Below are 15066 nucleotides of genomic sequence, written 5' to 3' on the forward strand. Positions count from 1 at the left end.
CAGCGCAGGAATGCGCGATCTCAGTGAATGTCAGGACGGCCGAACGATCAGATCGCAATCCCGGAGTCCTGCAGTTTGTCGATTTGCAGGCATGTCGCAGTTCAACCGATCTGCGATCCATGTCCTGCGACGACACGCCAGCCGCTGCCCGATCGGCGCCACAGGCGCGTGTAGGCGAACGTGCCGTTGAATGCGGTGCCGTCGAAACAACCGGCAAGCATGGCCTTCGTCGTGGTGAGGATCATCTCGCCGATCGCTTTTGCCTGCGTTTCCCGAATATCGAGTGTGTCGAGACGCAGCAGTTTCGCGCGATGGGCGGTCAGATCGTCGTGCTTCGAGATGACCTGTCCACTCCGAACGGTGAAGACCAGCTCGTCATCCAGCAACGTGTCCAGTGCGTCGACGTCGTTGGCGAGCATTGCCGCTCGAAGTGCGGTTTCATAGGGTTCGATGACTGCACGAACGGTATCCATATCGGGGCCTCGCATCAGCTCGAAGGATCAGGATTCCAAGCATGGTCGGCGGGCGTGCCGCGGTGCCGACAAACAGTACGGTGGTTGCGGGTTCGCAGCCCAATCGACTGCATGGCCGTCGAACGAGCAACAATCGCCTCCTCAAGCAGAGGAACACGGTTCTTCCATACCTTGCACGTCGGCCTTACCCGTCAGCGCGCTCGCATCGAGCGTGGCGCCTGCGCCCCAATTCAATGCTTCGCCTGCGCCCCATTGACCTCCCGCCGAAACGCCCCCGGGCTCGTCCCCGTCCATTTCCGGAACGCACGATGAAACGCGCTGGGCTCGGTAAAACCGAGTTCCGCCGCGATTTCCGCGACGCTGAGCGTGTGTCCGCGCAGCAGCGACTGGGCCAGCGCGCCGCGCAGTTCGTCCTTGATCGACGCGAAGCTTTGCCCCTCGCTGCGCAAGCGTCGCCGCAGCGTCGCGGGCGTCGTGCCGAGGCGCACGGCCAGTGTGTCGAAGTCCGGCCACTCGCTGGCCGGCAGCGCCTTCAGGCGTGCGCGCGTCTTCGCCACCCAGCCGGTGTCGTGCCGATAGCGCACGAGCAGGTTGCCGGGCGCGCCGCGCAGGAAGGTCTTCAGCGCCTGCCCGGAGCGGATCGTCGGCAGCGCGAGGTACGCGGCGTTGAACGCGAGCCGGCTGTCGGGGCGGTCGAAATGCACGGGCACACCGAAGAACTGGTGGTAGTCACCGCGCTGGTCGGGGCTCGGGCACGCGAAATCGATGCGCTGCAGCGGAATGCGCCGGCCGATCAGCCAACAGGCGACGCCGAGCAGGATCAGCCAGAACGTCCGGTAAGCGAACGCCGAATACGGTGCGCCTGCCTGCGTGAGGACGATCTGCGCCTGGCCGTCGGCGACCACGAGCTCGCCGTGCGGTTCGTCGAGCACGACACGCAGGAACTGCAGCGCACGCCGCAGCGCCTTCTCGAGCGTGCCCGCGTGCAGCACGGCATGGCACAGCAGCGTGAAGCTGCCGCGCCGCATCGGGCGGGCCGCGAGCCCGAAGAATTCGTCATCGATCGCGCTGGCGATCGCCAGCCACAACCGGCCGTATTGCTGCGGTGTGACGGGCTCGCGCACGGCGGCCGGCAGGCCGGCGGCACGCAGCACGGCCTCGGTCGGCATCTGCCGCCGGCGCAGGCTCTCGAGCGCATCCTCGACGAAACCCGGCGAGATCATCTGCGGCCCCATTTTTTCAAGTCCTCCAGACATGGCAAAAGCGATCACGATTCTAGATTCTGTTTGTCATTGATTGCAATGTGACGGCTGTCTACCATCATCGATATACCCCCGGTTCGCCGGCGGTCATAACGAACAGGAGACACGCATGCGTGATGGAGCAACCGCCCGGGTGGTGCCGGCCTACGCCGACGCCGTGGCCGGCTTCCGTATCGAGACCGCCGCCGCACATCTGCACGGCGACCTGGAGCAGGGCCTGAACGCCTGCGTCGAATGCTGCGACCGGCATGCGGCGGCGGATCCGGATGCGATCGCGCTCGACTGGATCGACGTCGGCGGCGGCCGGCACCGCAGCTTCACGTTCGCGCAGATGCAGGCGCTGTCGGCGCGGGTCGCGAACCTGCTGGTCGAGGAGGGCGTGAAGCCGGGCGACGTGGTCGCCGGCCTGTTGCCGCGCACGCCGGAACTCGTCGCGACGATTCTCGGCACGTGGCGCGCAGGCGCCGTCTATCAGCCGCTCTTCACCGCGTTCGGACCGAAGGCGATCGAGCACCGGCTGCGCATGAGCGATGCGCGTCTGGTCGTCACCAACATCGCGAATCGCGCGAAGCTCGACGAGATCGTGGATTGCCCGCGGGTCGCGACGGTGCGCGAGGCGGGCGACGCGCTGCCGGCGCGCGACATCGATTTCCGTGCGGCGCTCGACGCGCAGTCCGCGCTATTCGAACCGGTGCCGCGCAAGGGCACCGACCTGTTCATGATGATGTCGACATCGGGTACGACGGGCCTGCCGAAGGGGGTGCCGGTGCCGCTGCGCGCGCTGCTCGCGTTCGGCGCATACATGCGCGACGCGGTGGACCTGCGCGCCGGCGATCGTTTCTGGAACATCGCCGATCCGGGCTGGGCATACGGCCTCTACTACGCGATCACGGGCCCGCTGCTGCTCGGCCACGCCACGACGCTGTACGAGGGCGGCTTCACGGTCGACAGCACCTACGACGTGATCGAACGGCTCGGCATCACGAGCCTCGCCGGTTCGCCGACCGCGTACCGGATGCTGATGGCGGCCGGCACGGAAGCGGCATCGCGCCTGAAAGGGCAGCTGCGGGTCGTCAGCAGCGCGGGCGAACCGCTGAATCCGGAAGTCGTGCGGTGGTTCCACGCGGCGCTCGGTGCGCCGATCTACGATCACTACGGCCAGACCGAGCTCGGCATGGTCGTGAACAATCATCACGGGCTCGCGCACGTCGTCCATGCCGGTTCGGCCGGCCTCGCGATGCCCGGCTATCGCGTCGCGGTGCTCGACGACACCGGTCGCGAACTCGGCCCCGGCGAGCCCGGCAACCTCGCGATCGACATCGCGCGCTCGCCGCTGCTGTGGTTCTCCGGCTACTGGCAGCAGGACACGCCGGCGATCGCGGGCGGCTACTACCGGACCGGCGACAACGTCGAGCTCGAGCCGGACGGCACCGTGAGCTTCATCGGCCGCGCGGACGACGTGATCACGTCGTCCGGCTACCGGATCGGACCGTTCGACGTGGAAAGCGCGTTGATCGAGCATCCGGCCGTCAGCGAGGCCGCGGTGATCGGCGTGCCGGACCCGGAGCGCACGGAGATCGTCAAGGCGTTCGTCGTGCTGTCGAAGGGCTTCGACGGCACGCCGGCGCTGGCCGACGAACTCAGCCAGCACGTGAAGCGACGGCTGTCGGCCCACGCCTATCCGCGCGCGATCGAGTTCGTCGACGCGCTGCCGAAAACCCCGAGCGGCAAGATCCAGCGCTTCGTGCTGCGCAAGATGGAAGCCGAGAGGGTCGCTCAATCCTGACTATCGAATACTGACTACGGACTGCGAATGAACATCAAGGATCGCGTTTTTCTGATTACGGGCGCCGGTTCGGGCCTCGGTGCCGCGGTGGCGCGCATGGTGGTCGCCGAAGGCGGCAACGCCGTGCTGCTGGACGTCAACGAAGACGCCGGCGCGAGCCTCGCGCACGAACTCGGCACATCCGCACGCTTCGTGAAGACCGACGTGACGAGCGAAGCCGACGGGCAGGCCGCCGTTGCCGCCGCGCGCGCCGCGTTCGGCCGCATCGATGCGCTCGTGAATTGCGCGGGCGTCGCACCCGGCGAGAAGGTGGTCGGCCGCGAAGGCCCGCATTCGCTCGATCGCTTCGCGCGTGCGGTATCGATCAACCTGGTCGGCACGTTCAATATGATCCGGCTGGCGGCGGATGCGATGTCGAAACAGGACGCCGACGCGGAAGGCGAGCGTGGCGTGATCGTCAACACCGCGTCGGTCGCGGCGTTCGACGGACAGATCGGGCAGGCCGCGTATGCGGCATCGAAGAGCGGCGTGGTGGGCATGACGCTGCCGATCGCGCGCGAACTCGCGCGGTTCGGCATTCGCGTGGTGACGATCGCGCCGGGCATCTTCGCGACGCCGATGATGGCCGGCATGCCGCAGGACGTGCAGGACGCGCTCGGCAAGAGCGTGCCCTTCCCGCCGCGGCTCGGCCGCCCCGACGAATTCGCGGCGCTGGTGCGCCACGTCGCCGAGAATACGATGCTGAACGGCGAAGTCATCCGTCTCGATGGCGCGCTGCGCATGGCACCGCGCTGACACTGGAGGAATGCAATCATGACGACACAGGATCCGATCGTAATCGTCGGCGCGGCACGCACGCCGATGGGTGGTTTTCAGGGCGACCTGGCCGCGGCCAGCGCGAGCGAGCTCGGCGCGGTGGCGATCCGCGCGGCGCTCGAGCGCGCGAACGTGCCCGCGGAGCGCATCGATGAAATCGTGTTCGGCTGCGTGCTGCCGGCCGGCCAGGGTCAGGCGCCGGCGCGGCAGGCCGCGCTGAAGGCCGGCTTGCCGCTGGGTACGGGCGCGACCACGGTCAACAAGATGTGCGGCTCCGGGATGAAGGCCGCGATGTTCGCGCACGACCTGCTGCTGGCCGGATCGGCGGACGTGGCGGTCGCGGGCGGGATGGAGAGCATGACGAATGCGCCGTACCTGCTGCCGAAGGCGCGCGCGGGAATGCGCATGGGGCACGGCCAGGTGCTCGACCACATGTTCCTCGACGGGCTCGAGGATGCGTACGACAAGGGCCGGCTGATGGGCACGTTCGCGGAGGATTGCGCGCAGGCTTACCAGTTCACGCGCGAGGAGCAGGACGCGTTCGCGATCGCGTCGCTGACGCGCGCGCAACGCGCGATCGCGGAAGGGCGCTTCGTGTCGGAGATCGCGCCGGTGACGGTGAAGGCCGGCAAGACGGAAGCCGTCGTGTCGATCGACGAGCAGCCGGGCAAAGCGAAGCTCGACAAGATTCCGACGCTCAAGCCGGCGTTCCGCGAAGGCGGCACGGTGACGGCCGCCAATTCGTCGTCGATTTCCGACGGTGCGGCCGCGCTCGTGATGATGCGCCGCTCGGAAGCAGACCGGCTCGGCCTCGCGCCGAAGGCGGTGATCGTCGGGCATTCGACCTACGCGAACAAGCCGGGCCTGTTCGCGACGGCGCCGATCGGCGCGATCCGCAAGCTGTCGGAGAAAACCGGCTGGAACCTGCGCGACGTCGACCTGTTCGAGATCAACGAAGCGTTCGCGGTGGTTGCGATGGCCGCGATGCGCGATCTCGACCTGTCGCACGACAAGGTGAACGTGCACGGCGGCGCGTGCGCGCTCGGCCATCCGATCGGCGCATCGGGCGCACGCGTGATGGTGACGCTGCTGGCCGCGCTCGAAGCGTATGGGCTCAAGCGCGGCGTCGCGTCGCTGTGCATCGGCGGCGGCGAGGCGACGGCGATCGCGATCGAGCGCGTCGCGTAACGCGCGCCGGGAGGACGCAGGCGGTCTGGTTCGGGGCCATACCGCCGCATCGGCGAAGCGCGTCACGCGCGCTTCGCCGAACCTGCCGTCATTCGACCGTTTCGCCTTTCGCCTGCAGGTCGGCGTGATAGGACGAGCGCACCATCGGCCCCGATGCGACCTGGCTGAACCCGAGCGCAAGCGCGCGCTGCCGCAACTGCGCGAATTCCGCGGGTGGAACGAAGCGCTTCACCGGCAGGTGGTGGCGGGTCGGCTGCAGATACTGGCCGAGGGTCAGCATGTCGACACCATGCGCGCGCAAGTCGCGCATCACCTGTTCGACCTCGTCGATCTCTTCGCCGAGGCCCAGCATCAGGCCCGATTTGGTCGGCACGTTCGGCGCCGCGGACCTGAATGCCTGCAGCAGGCCCAGCGAGTGCCGGTAGTCGGCGCCCGGCCGCGCCTCGCGATACAAGCGCGGCACGGTTTCCAGATTATGGTTGAACACGTCCGGCGGGGATGCCGCGAGCAGGTTCAGCGCGACCTCGTGCCTGCCGCGAAAATCCGGCGTCAGCGCCTCGATCCGGAGTGCCGGGTCGATCCCGCGTGCGGCGCCGATGCAGGCCGCGAAGTGTGCGGCGCCGCCGTCGCGCAGGTCGTCGCGATCGACCGACGTGATCACCACGTACTTGAGCCTCATCGCGGCGATTGTTTCGGCGAGTCGTGCCGGCTCGTCCGGATCGAGCGGAAGCGGGCGGCCGTGTCCGACATCGCAGAACGGACAACGCCGTGTACAGATGTCGCCCATGATCATGAAGGTCGCCGTGCCGTGAGCGAAGCACTCGCCGAGATTCGGGCAACCGGCTTCCTCGCATACCGTATGCAGCTTCTGCTCGCGCAGGATTTTCTTGAGCGCCATCACCTCGCGCGAGCCGGGAAAGGCGGCACGAATCCATTCAGGCTTGCGCGGCATGTCGGCCGGTTCGGTCGCGACGATCCTCACGGGGATGCGTGCCATTTTTTCGGCGGCGGAGAGCCGGGTTCCGGCGGCCATCGGCGTGTTGCGGGTATTCGTGTTCGCCATGGCTTACCCGCGGTAGTAGCGTTGCGCGACGAACGGGGTTCTCGCGACTTCCATCGGAACCGGTTTGCCGCGGACGATCGCATGCAGTGCCGTGCCCGGTGTCGCGAATTCGGCCGCGACATGGCCGATGGCCACCGGGCCGCCGTACGTCGGACCGAAGCCGCCGCTCGTCACCGTGCCGATCGAGCGCCCGTCGGCGTCGACGATGTCGGCGCCCTCGCGCACCGGCACCCTGTCTTTCACGACGAAGCCGACGCGTCTTCTTTTCACGCCCTCGGCGATCTGCCGCGCGACGACATCCGCGCCGGGATAGCCGCCGGCGCGTGCACCGCCAGGGCGTCGCACTTTCGAGAGGGCCCACAGCAGCCCGCCTTCGATCGGCGTGGTGCCGGTGTCGATGTCGTGGCCGTACAGGCACAGGCCGGCTTCGAGACGCAGCGAATCGCGCGCGCCGAGACCGATCGGCTCGACGGCAGGGTCGGCCAGCAGCAGGCGTGCGAGCGCTTCCGCCCGATCGGCCGGCACGGAGATCTCGTAGCCGTCCTCGCCGGTGTAGCCGGAGCGGCTGACCATGCACGCCGCGCCGGCCAGCTCGACACGCGTGCTTTGCATGAAGACCAGTTCGGCCAGGCGGGGCGCCAGGCGCGCCAGAATCGACGCGGCGGCCGGCCCTTGCAGGGCGAGCAGCGCGCGGTCGGCCAGCTCGACGACGTTACAGCGGTGGCCGATCCGTTCCCTCAGATGGCGGAGGTCGCGGTCCTTGCACGCGGCGTTGACGACCGCGATCAGCTCGGCGTCGCCGAGGCGGGTGATCATCAGGTCGTCGAGAATGCCGCCTTGCTCGTTCGTGAACAACGCGTAGCGCTGCATGCCCAGCGGGAGGTCGATCACGTCGACCGGCACCAGCGTTTCGAGCGCGGCGGCGGCATCCGGGCCCGACAGCAGCACCTGTCCCATGTGCGAGACATCGAACAGCCCGGCCTGCTCGCGCGTGTGAAGATGCTCTTTGAGGATGCCGAGCGGGTACTGGACGGGCATTTCGTACCCGGCGAACGGAACCATCTTCGCGCCGAGCTCGACGTGAAGGTCGTGAAGTGGAGTACGGGAAAGTGGGTTCGTCATCGTTGTTCCGGATCAACAGGATTTTAGGAGATCGCGCGCGGCACAGCTTCGGAGTACGGAATGAACGACTGGAACGATCCCGTATCCGGAGGCGTGTCCCGTTCTCCGGAGCGACGTCGAAGTCGCTCCCGAAGAACGGTCGGGCAATGGCCCGAGCGGCCGTTACTTGCCGTATACCGGGAATGCGCCGCACAGTTCGGCGACGTGTCGCCGAACGCGGTCGATGACCGACGGGTTCTCGATATCGGCCAGGATGTCGCAGATCCAGCCGGCCACCGCGCGCGCTTCCGCTTCCCTGAAACCGCGGCTCGTCACGGCAGGCGTGCCGATGCGAATGCCGCTGGTGACGAACGGGCTCTGCGGGTCGTCGGGCACCGCGTTCTTGTTCACGGTGATGTGCGCGCGGCCCAGCGCCGCATCGGCCGCCTTGCCGGTCAGCCCCTGGCGGATAAGGCTGACGAGGAACAGGTGATTGTCCGTTCCGCCGGAGACGATGTCGAAGCCGCGTGTGACGAACGTATCGGCCATGGCCCGGGCGTTCGCGACCACCTGCTGCTGATGGATCCGGAACCCGGGCGACAGCGCTTCCTTGAACGCAACGGCCTTGGCGGCGATGACATGCATCAGCGGGCCGCCCTGGATGCCGGGGAACACGACGGAATTGAGCTTCTTCTCGATCTCCGGGTTCGTCCGGGCGAGAATCAGGCCCCCGCGCGGGCCGCGCAACGTCTTGTGGGTCGTCGTGGTGACGACGTCCGCGTGCGGCAGCGGATTCGGGTACGCGCCGGCCGCCACCAGGCCCGCGACGTGAGCCATGTCGACGAACAGGTATGCGCCGATGGCGTCGGCGATCTGCCGGAAGCGTGCCCAGTCCACCACGCGGGAATAGGCGGAGAAGCCGGCCGTGATCAGTTTCGGCCGGTGCGCGGTCGCCAGCGCCTCGACTGGTCGTAATCGATCTCGCCGGTTTTCGCGTTCAGGCCGTACTGCACCGCACGGTAGAGCTTGCCCGAGAAATTCACATGCGCGCCATGCGTCAGGTGACCGCCGTGCGCGAGGCTCATGCCGAGTATCGTGTCGTGCGGCTCGAGCAGTGCCATGTAGACGGCGGCATTGGCCTGGCTGCCGGAATGAGGCTGCACGTTCGCGTAGTCGGCACCGAACAGCGCCTTTGCGCGATCGATCGCCAGCTGTTCGACAACGTCGACGAATTCACAGCCGCCGTAGTAGCGCTTGCCCGGATAGCCCTCGGCATACTTGTTGGTCAGCACCGAGCCTTGCGCCTGCAGCACGCGCGGGCTCGTGTAGTTTTCCGAAGCGATGAGCTCGATATGGTCTTCCTGGCGAATGCGCTCGCGTTCCATCGCCGTCCACAGTTCGTCATCGAAGCCTTCGATCCGCATGTCTTTGCTGAACATTTTTCCTTCTCCTGGTATCGGTGCGGCGCGCACGTCGGGTGCGCGGCCGCTCAAGCAGGGTTGAGTGTCGTTACGAGTGGGTCGGCCGGCGCATCACGATCGATACGCTTCCATCGGCGGACACGAACACACGAGGTTGCGGTCGCCGTAGACGTTGTCGACCCGCGAAACCGGCGGCCAGTACTTGCCGCCTGCCGTCGCCGCGACGCCGAGCGGATAGACGGCCTGTTCGCGCGAATACGCGTGAGGCCAGTCGCCCACGAGTTCGGCCGCCGTGTGCGGCGCGTGCTTGAGCGGATTGTCTTCGGCATCCAGCGTGCCCGCTTCCACGGCTGCGATTTCGGCGCGGATCGCGATCATCGCGTCGATGAACCGGTCGAGTTCGGCCTTCGATTCCGATTCGGTCGGCTCGATCATCAGCGTGCCGGCGACCGGGAAGCTCATCGTCGGCGCGTGGAAGCCGAAATCGATCAGGCGCTTGGCGACGTCGTCGACGCTGATGCCGCTGCTGTCCTTCAACGGCCGCAGGTCGATGATGCATTCGTGCGCGACGCGGCCGTTCGGCCCCGTATAGAGAATCGGGTAGTGTGGCGAGAGGCGCGCGGCGATGTAGTTGGCGTTGAGGATCGCCACCTCGGTTGCACGCTGCAACCCGCGCGACCCCATCAACGTGATGTAGGTCCACGTGATCGGCAGGATGCTCGCGCTGCCGAGCGGCGCCGCGGACACCGCACCGATCCCCGGCACGCTGCCTTCCCGATGCCCGGGCAGGAACGGCGCGAGATGCGCCTTGACGCCGATCGGGCCGACGCCGGGGCCGCCGCCGCCGTGCGGGATGCAGAAGGTCTTGTGCAGGTTCAGGTGGGACACGTCGCCGCCGAACGCGCCCGGCTGGGCGAGGCCGACCAGCGCGTTCATGTTGGCGCCGTCGATGTAGACCTGGCCGCCGTGCGCATGGACGATGTCGCAGGCGTCGCGTACGCGGGCCTCGAACACGCCGTGGGTCGACGGATAGGTGATCATGATCGCGGCCAGCCGGCTGTCGTACCGGGCGGCCTTGGCGGCGAGGTCCTCGATGTCGACGTTGCCGTCGTCGTCGCAATCGACGACGACGACCTGCATGCCGGCCATCTGTGCGGATGCCGGGTTCGTGCCGTGCGCCGACGACGGAATCAGGCAGATGTCGCGCTGTGCCTCGCCGCGGCTCGCGTGATACGCGCGGATCGCGAGCAGGCCCGCGTATTCGCCTTGCGAGCCCGCATTCGGCTGCAGCGACACCGCGTCGTATCCGGTGATCGTGCACAGCATCGCCTCGAGTTCCCGCGCCAGCACGCGATAGCCGTCGGCCTGTTCGGCCGGTGCGAACGGATGCAGCCGGGCGAACGCCGGCCACGTGATCGGCATCATTTCCACGGTGGCGTTCAGCTTCATCGTGCAGCTGCCGAGCGGAATCATCGTGCGGTCGAGCGCGAGATCCTGGTCGGCGAGCCGGCGCAGGTAGCGCAGCATTTGCGTTTCCGAATGGTGGCTGTTGAACGCCGGGTGCGCGAGGAAGGCGCTCCGGCGCAGCAGCGGGGCAGGCAACGCATCGGCGGTGGCGGCGTCGACGGCCGCGAAGTCGGGAACGGCGCGCCCTTCGGAGAAGATCGACCAGAGCATGACGATATCGTCGGACGTGGTCGTCTCGTCGAGCGAGATGCCGATCCGGCGCGCGTCGATGGCGCGCAGGTTGACCCGGCGGGCCCGTGCCGCCGCGTGCACGGCATCGGTGCGAATGCCGCTGTCGACGGCGATGGTGTCGAAGCAGTATTCGGTTGGCACGGCATGGCCGAGCCGGCGCAGGCCCGCGGCCAGGATCGCGGTGAGGCGGTGGATGCGGCGCGCGATCGCGGTCAGTCCGTGCGGGCCGTGATAGGCCGCGTAGAAGCCGGCGATATTGGCGAGCAGTACTTGCGCGGTGCAGATGTTGCTGGTGGCCTTCTCGCGCCGGATGTGCTGTTCGCGCGTCTGCATCGCGAGGCGCAGCGCCGGGCGGCCGTGCGCGTCGATCGACATGCCGACCAGTCGTCCCGGCATCGTGCGCTTGAACGTGTCGCGCGTCGCGAAATAACCGGCGTGCGGGCCGCCGTAACCCAGCGGCACGCCGAAGCGCTGCGTGGTGCCGACCGCCACGTCGGCGCCGAATTCGCCCGGCGGCGCGAGCAGGGTCAGCGCGAGCAGGTCGGCGGCGACCACGGCCAGCGCGCCGTTCGCATGCAGGGTGCCGACCACGTCGCGGTAATCGTGGATGTCGCCGAAGGTGCCCGGATATTGCAGCAGCGCGGCGAAACAGCCGGTGGCGGACAGATCGCGGCGCGGATCTCCGACGACGATCTCGATGCCGAGCGGCTCCGCGCGCGTGCGAACGATCTCGATCGTCTGCGGATGGCAATCATGTGCGACGAAGAAGATCCGGCTGTCCGACCGGGCGAGGCGCCGGCAGAACGTCATCGCCTCGGCGGCCGCGGTGCCTTCGTCGAGCATCGACGCGTTGGCGATCTCGAGGCCGGTCAGGTCGGCGATCATGGTCTGGAAGTTGAGCAGCGCCTCCAGGCGGCCTTGCGAGATTTCCGGCTGGTACGGCGTGTAGGCCGTGTACCAGGCCGGGTTTTCCAGCACGTTGCGCTGAATGACCGGCGGCGTGTGGGTGTCGTGGTATCCCATGCCGATGAACGAGCGGAACACCTGGTTGCGGCCTGCCAGTGCAGCCAGCCGGTCCAGCGCATCGGCTTCGGTGCAGCCGGGAGGCAGGGCGAGCGGCGCATCGCTGCGGATCGCCGCGGGGACGACCTGCTTCACCAGCTCGTCGACGGAGTCCACGCCGAGCACGGCCAGCATCGCGGCCTGTTCGTCGGCATCGGGGCCGATGTGGCGGCGGACGAACGACTCGCGCTGCGCGACGGAATCGAATGCGTTCATGGCCGTCTCCATCATTCGCCGATATAGGCGCGATACGCGGCGGCGTCCATCAACCCGGTCAGCTGCTCCGGGCTGTCGATGCGCATCCTGAAGAACCAGCCGTCGCATTCCGCCGAATCGTTGACGAGGCTCGGCGTGTCGCCCAGGGCGGCGTTCGCTTCCAGCACGGTGCCGGACACCGGCATCTTGACCTCGCCGGCGGCCTTGACCGATTCGACGGTGGCGGCCTCGTCGTACTGGGCAAAGGCGTCGCCTTCGTTTGGCAGTGCGACATAAACCAGATCGCCCAGCTGCGATTGCGCGTGGTCGGTAATGCCGACGGTGGCGCTGCCGTCGTCTTCGACGCGCAGCCATTCATGGGATTCGGTGTATCGGACCTCGCTCATATGCTCTCTTCCTGACAGGGTTGCGTTGAGTGATGCGGCACACGCAAGCCGGAAGTGCACGGGCGGGAGGATGATCGACGAGTCGGCATCCGGACGAGACCGGGGCATTCCAGGCTGCGTGCCTGATGCCCCCTCTGTCCGTTTGCCTGAGAGATTGCGCGCCCCGGCGGGGCGCTTCTCCTTCGGCGAGGCTTGGTCGACGACCAGAGGCCTACTCTCCAGAGCGCTAATCGATGCGTCAGTCCTTTTGCCTGAGAGTTTCTGGGGCGATTCCCCTTCGGCGCCGCCGGACGGCGGTCTCTCCTGACACATCCCGATAGCTGGCGACAATCTAGTCGCACGCCCGCGGCGGTGTCAACACCTCGTTCGACCGCCCATGCGGCGAGGCAGATGCCGCGGCACGGCGCAGGCGCGCCGAAAACGGCGCGCGGCATGGCGGAGCAAGGCCGCGCCGCGATCGCGGCCGGTCGATACTTCGGTGGAGACCGAAATGAATATCCGATATCGACTATCTGTCCGCCGGCGGGGGGCGGTTGCCCGACTGGGCCATCAGGTCGTCGAGGAACGCGCGAAGCACGGTCGGCTGCGCGGCGCCGCGGCGCGTGATCGACGAGAACGGCCACGCGGACGTGAGCTGTTCCGCGGCGAGCTGGCGCATCTGGCCGGCGTCGACCCACTGTCTCGCGTAGTGCCGCGGCAGAAAGCCGATGTAAGCGCCCGTCAGGATCAGGATCGCCTGTGCCTCGACATTGTCGACGGTCGCGGCCGCGCTGCCGCTCTCGAGCAATTGCAGGTCGCGCTGCTGCAGGAACGCGCGCGCGACCACCTGGCTTTGCCGGACGCGCTCGATCAGCGCGTCGCCGGTGGCGTCGGTCGAGAACAGCGGATGGTAGCGGCTGCAGTAGAGGCCGTCGGGCTCCTCGTACAGCTGCGTGTAGGACAGGCCGGCGACGGTGAGCGGGAAATGGCCGATCGCGAGGTGCAGCCGCCCGTCGAGCACGCGCTCCTCGAGCTCGGCCGGCGTGCCGATGTAGATGTCGAGCTGGACGTCGTGACCGCGCGAGACGAACCGGCGCAGCGCGAGCGGCAGGATGCTGTCGGTGTCGGTGACCGTGTTGTCGATGATGCCGAGATGAAGCCGGCCCGAGATGCGCTGCTTGAGCGCATGTGTGTCCATGCAGAACGCTTCCACCGCGAGCGCGAGGCGCTGCGCGGATTCGTAGGTTGCGACGCCGTGTTCCGTCAGACGAAAGCCGCTGCGGCCGCGTTCGCACAATTTGACGCCGAGGCGCGTTTCGAGGCTCGTCATCTGCTCGCTGATGGTCGACTGGCTCACGTTCAGCGCGGCCTGCGCGGCGGAGAAACCGCCGCATTTCACGATGGTCATGAAAATCCTGAGCAGTTTCAGGTCGATGTCCTGCAGCTGTTTCACGTTCCGTTCTCCTCCGTCCGTCACATCGGAATATCCGATATGGACATCTGATGCCTGCTATTTTTCCGGAAAAAATTTTTGCCCATAGTGACCGCAAAGGCAAGCGCATGGATGGCCGTGCGCCGAAGACGAATCCGCATACGGATGGAGACGGAGACAATGCAGAACAACAGCTATGAAAAGGGCAGGCTCAACCTGCCGTTCGTCGGTCACTGCACCTTTGCGAAGGCGCCGGTGTGTCTCGACTGGGAGAACATCGACGCGGACGTCGCGATCCTGGGTGCGCCCAACGACATGGGCACCCAGTGGCGCTCGGGCGCGCGCTTCGGCCCGCGCGGCATTCGCGAGGCGTCGACGCTGTTTTCGTTCGGGCACGCGGGCGCGTACGATCACGAAGACGACGTGCTCTACCTGACCGAGGACCAGGTTCGCATGGTGGACGTCGGCGATGCGGACATCGTGCACACCGACATGGCCACGAGCAACGCGAACATCGAACTGGCCGTGCGCAAGATTCTCGCCGGCGGGGCGATGCCGGTAGTGCTCGGCGGCGATCATTCGGTGCATGCGCCGGTGATCAAGGCGTTCGAAGGCCGCGGGCTGATTCACATCGTGCATTTCGATGCGCACCTCGACTTCGTCGACGAACGCCACGGCGTGCGATACGGACACGGCAACCCGCTGCGCCGGGCCTCCGAGATGGACCATATCGTCGGCATGACGCAGCTCGGCATCCGCAACGTCTCGTCATCCAACCGCAGCGACTATGACGCGGCCCGTGCCGCGGGTTCCAACATCCTGTCCGTGCGCGATGTCCGGCGCCTCGGCACCGACGGCGTGCTCGAGCAGATTCCGCAGCGCGGCGCCTACTACATCACGATCGACATCGACGGCTTCGATCCGTCGATCGCGCCGGGAACCGGCACGCCGAGCCACGGCGGTTTCCAGTACTACGAAGTGCTCGAGATCATCCAGGCGCTCGCGAAGCGCAGCCACGGAAGCATCGTCGGCATGGACCTGGTGGAAGTGGCGCCGGCTTACGATCCGACCGGCACGACGTCGATCCTGGCCGCGCAACTGCTGATGAACAGCATCGGTTTCATTTTCCACGCGCGCAGCCTGGCCCGCGCCCGCTGAGACATTCATATCAGGAATCGGGCGC

Annotated in this window: 12 protein-coding genes, 1 pseudogene and 1 riboswitch; of the genes and pseudogenes, 5 read left to right on the top strand and 8 right to left on the bottom strand. The window is 67.3% G+C overall.

Features of this window, described 5'->3' with window-relative positions; translation table 11 throughout:
• Positions 1-101: 101 nt before the first annotated feature.
• Positions 102-473 (bottom strand): nuclear transport factor 2 family protein, encoded by a 372-nt coding sequence (locus U4012_RS34295; protein ID WP_321804195.1) that lies wholly within the window; start codon positions 471-473, stop codon positions 102-104.
• Positions 474-703: 230 nt separating this feature from the next.
• Positions 704-1708 carry an AraC family transcriptional regulator gene (locus U4012_RS34300; RefSeq protein WP_321804197.1) on the bottom strand — a complete coding sequence of 335 codons (1005 nt, stop codon included), beginning with the start codon at positions 1706-1708 and terminating at the stop codon, positions 704-706.
• Between the two features lie 136 nt (positions 1709-1844).
• Between U4012_RS34300 and U4012_RS34305 the strand changes: the two genes are divergently transcribed.
• Genes U4012_RS34305 through U4012_RS34315 form a run of 3 tightly spaced genes read left to right on the top strand, consistent with a single transcriptional unit; the run spans position 1845 to position 5525 of the window.
• Complete coding sequence (locus tag U4012_RS34305) at positions 1845-3521, top strand: acyl-CoA synthetase (RefSeq protein ID WP_321804199.1); 1677 nt, start codon at positions 1845-1847, stop codon at positions 3519-3521.
• Positions 3522-3548: 27 nt separating this feature from the next.
• On the top strand, positions 3549-4316 hold the full coding sequence (locus U4012_RS34310) for a 3-hydroxyacyl-CoA dehydrogenase (RefSeq protein WP_124894117.1): 768 nt from the start codon (positions 3549-3551) through the stop codon (positions 4314-4316).
• Between the two features lie 18 nt (positions 4317-4334).
• Positions 4335-5525, top strand: coding sequence for an acetyl-CoA C-acetyltransferase (locus U4012_RS34315; RefSeq protein ID WP_124523171.1), 1191 nt, complete (start codon positions 4335-4337; stop codon positions 5523-5525).
• 88 nt (positions 5526-5613) lie between these two features.
• On the opposite strand, the gene lipA is transcribed toward U4012_RS34315, so the two are convergent.
• From lipA to U4012_RS34345, 6 genes and pseudogenes are all read right to left on the bottom strand, one after another.
• Complete coding sequence (gene lipA, locus U4012_RS34320) at positions 5614-6588, bottom strand: lipoyl synthase (RefSeq protein WP_415750427.1); 975 nt, start codon at positions 6586-6588, stop codon at positions 5614-5616.
• Between the two features lie 3 nt (positions 6589-6591).
• Positions 6592-7710, bottom strand: a complete 1119-nt coding sequence (gcvT, locus tag U4012_RS34325) for a glycine cleavage system aminomethyltransferase GcvT (RefSeq protein WP_321804201.1) — start codon at positions 7708-7710, stop codon at positions 6592-6594.
• A gap of 162 nt (positions 7711-7872) precedes the next feature.
• Positions 7873-9128, bottom strand: a pseudogene (gene glyA, locus U4012_RS34330) (serine hydroxymethyltransferase).
• A 93-nt stretch (positions 9129-9221) separates the two neighbouring features.
• On the bottom strand, positions 9222-12086 hold the full coding sequence (gene gcvP / locus U4012_RS34335; RefSeq protein ID WP_321804203.1) for an aminomethyl-transferring glycine dehydrogenase: 2865 nt from the start codon (positions 12084-12086) through the stop codon (positions 9222-9224).
• Between the two features lie 11 nt (positions 12087-12097).
• Positions 12098-12580 (bottom strand): glycine cleavage system protein GcvH, encoded by a 483-nt coding sequence (gcvH, locus tag U4012_RS34340; protein ID WP_321804205.1) that lies wholly within the window; start codon positions 12578-12580, stop codon positions 12098-12100.
• A gap of 121 nt (positions 12581-12701) precedes the next feature.
• Positions 12702-12788, bottom strand: a riboswitch (glycine riboswitch).
• Between the two features lie 192 nt (positions 12789-12980).
• Positions 12981-13904, bottom strand: a complete 924-nt coding sequence (locus tag U4012_RS34345; RefSeq protein ID WP_059534474.1) for a LysR family transcriptional regulator — start codon at positions 13902-13904, stop codon at positions 12981-12983.
• 50 nt (positions 13905-13954) lie between these two features.
• Between U4012_RS34345 and U4012_RS34350 the strand changes: the two genes are divergently transcribed.
• Together U4012_RS34350 and speB are read left to right on the top strand one after the other, a co-directional pair.
• Positions 13955-14083, top strand: a complete 129-nt coding sequence (locus tag U4012_RS34350; RefSeq protein ID WP_260427325.1) for a hypothetical protein — start codon at positions 13955-13957, stop codon at positions 14081-14083.
• The gene (speB, locus tag U4012_RS34355) at positions 14064-15041 is read left to right on the top strand and encodes an agmatinase (protein ID WP_321804209.1); all 978 of its coding nucleotides are present in this window, start codon (positions 14064-14066) and stop codon (positions 15039-15041) included. Before U4012_RS34350 ends, speB begins: the two co-directional genes overlap by 20 nt.
• The last annotated feature ends 25 nt before the right edge of the window (positions 15042-15066 follow it).

This window comes from Burkholderia sp. BCC1988 (assembly GCF_905339895.1).
Classification (GTDB): domain Bacteria; phylum Pseudomonadota; class Gammaproteobacteria; order Burkholderiales; family Burkholderiaceae; genus Burkholderia.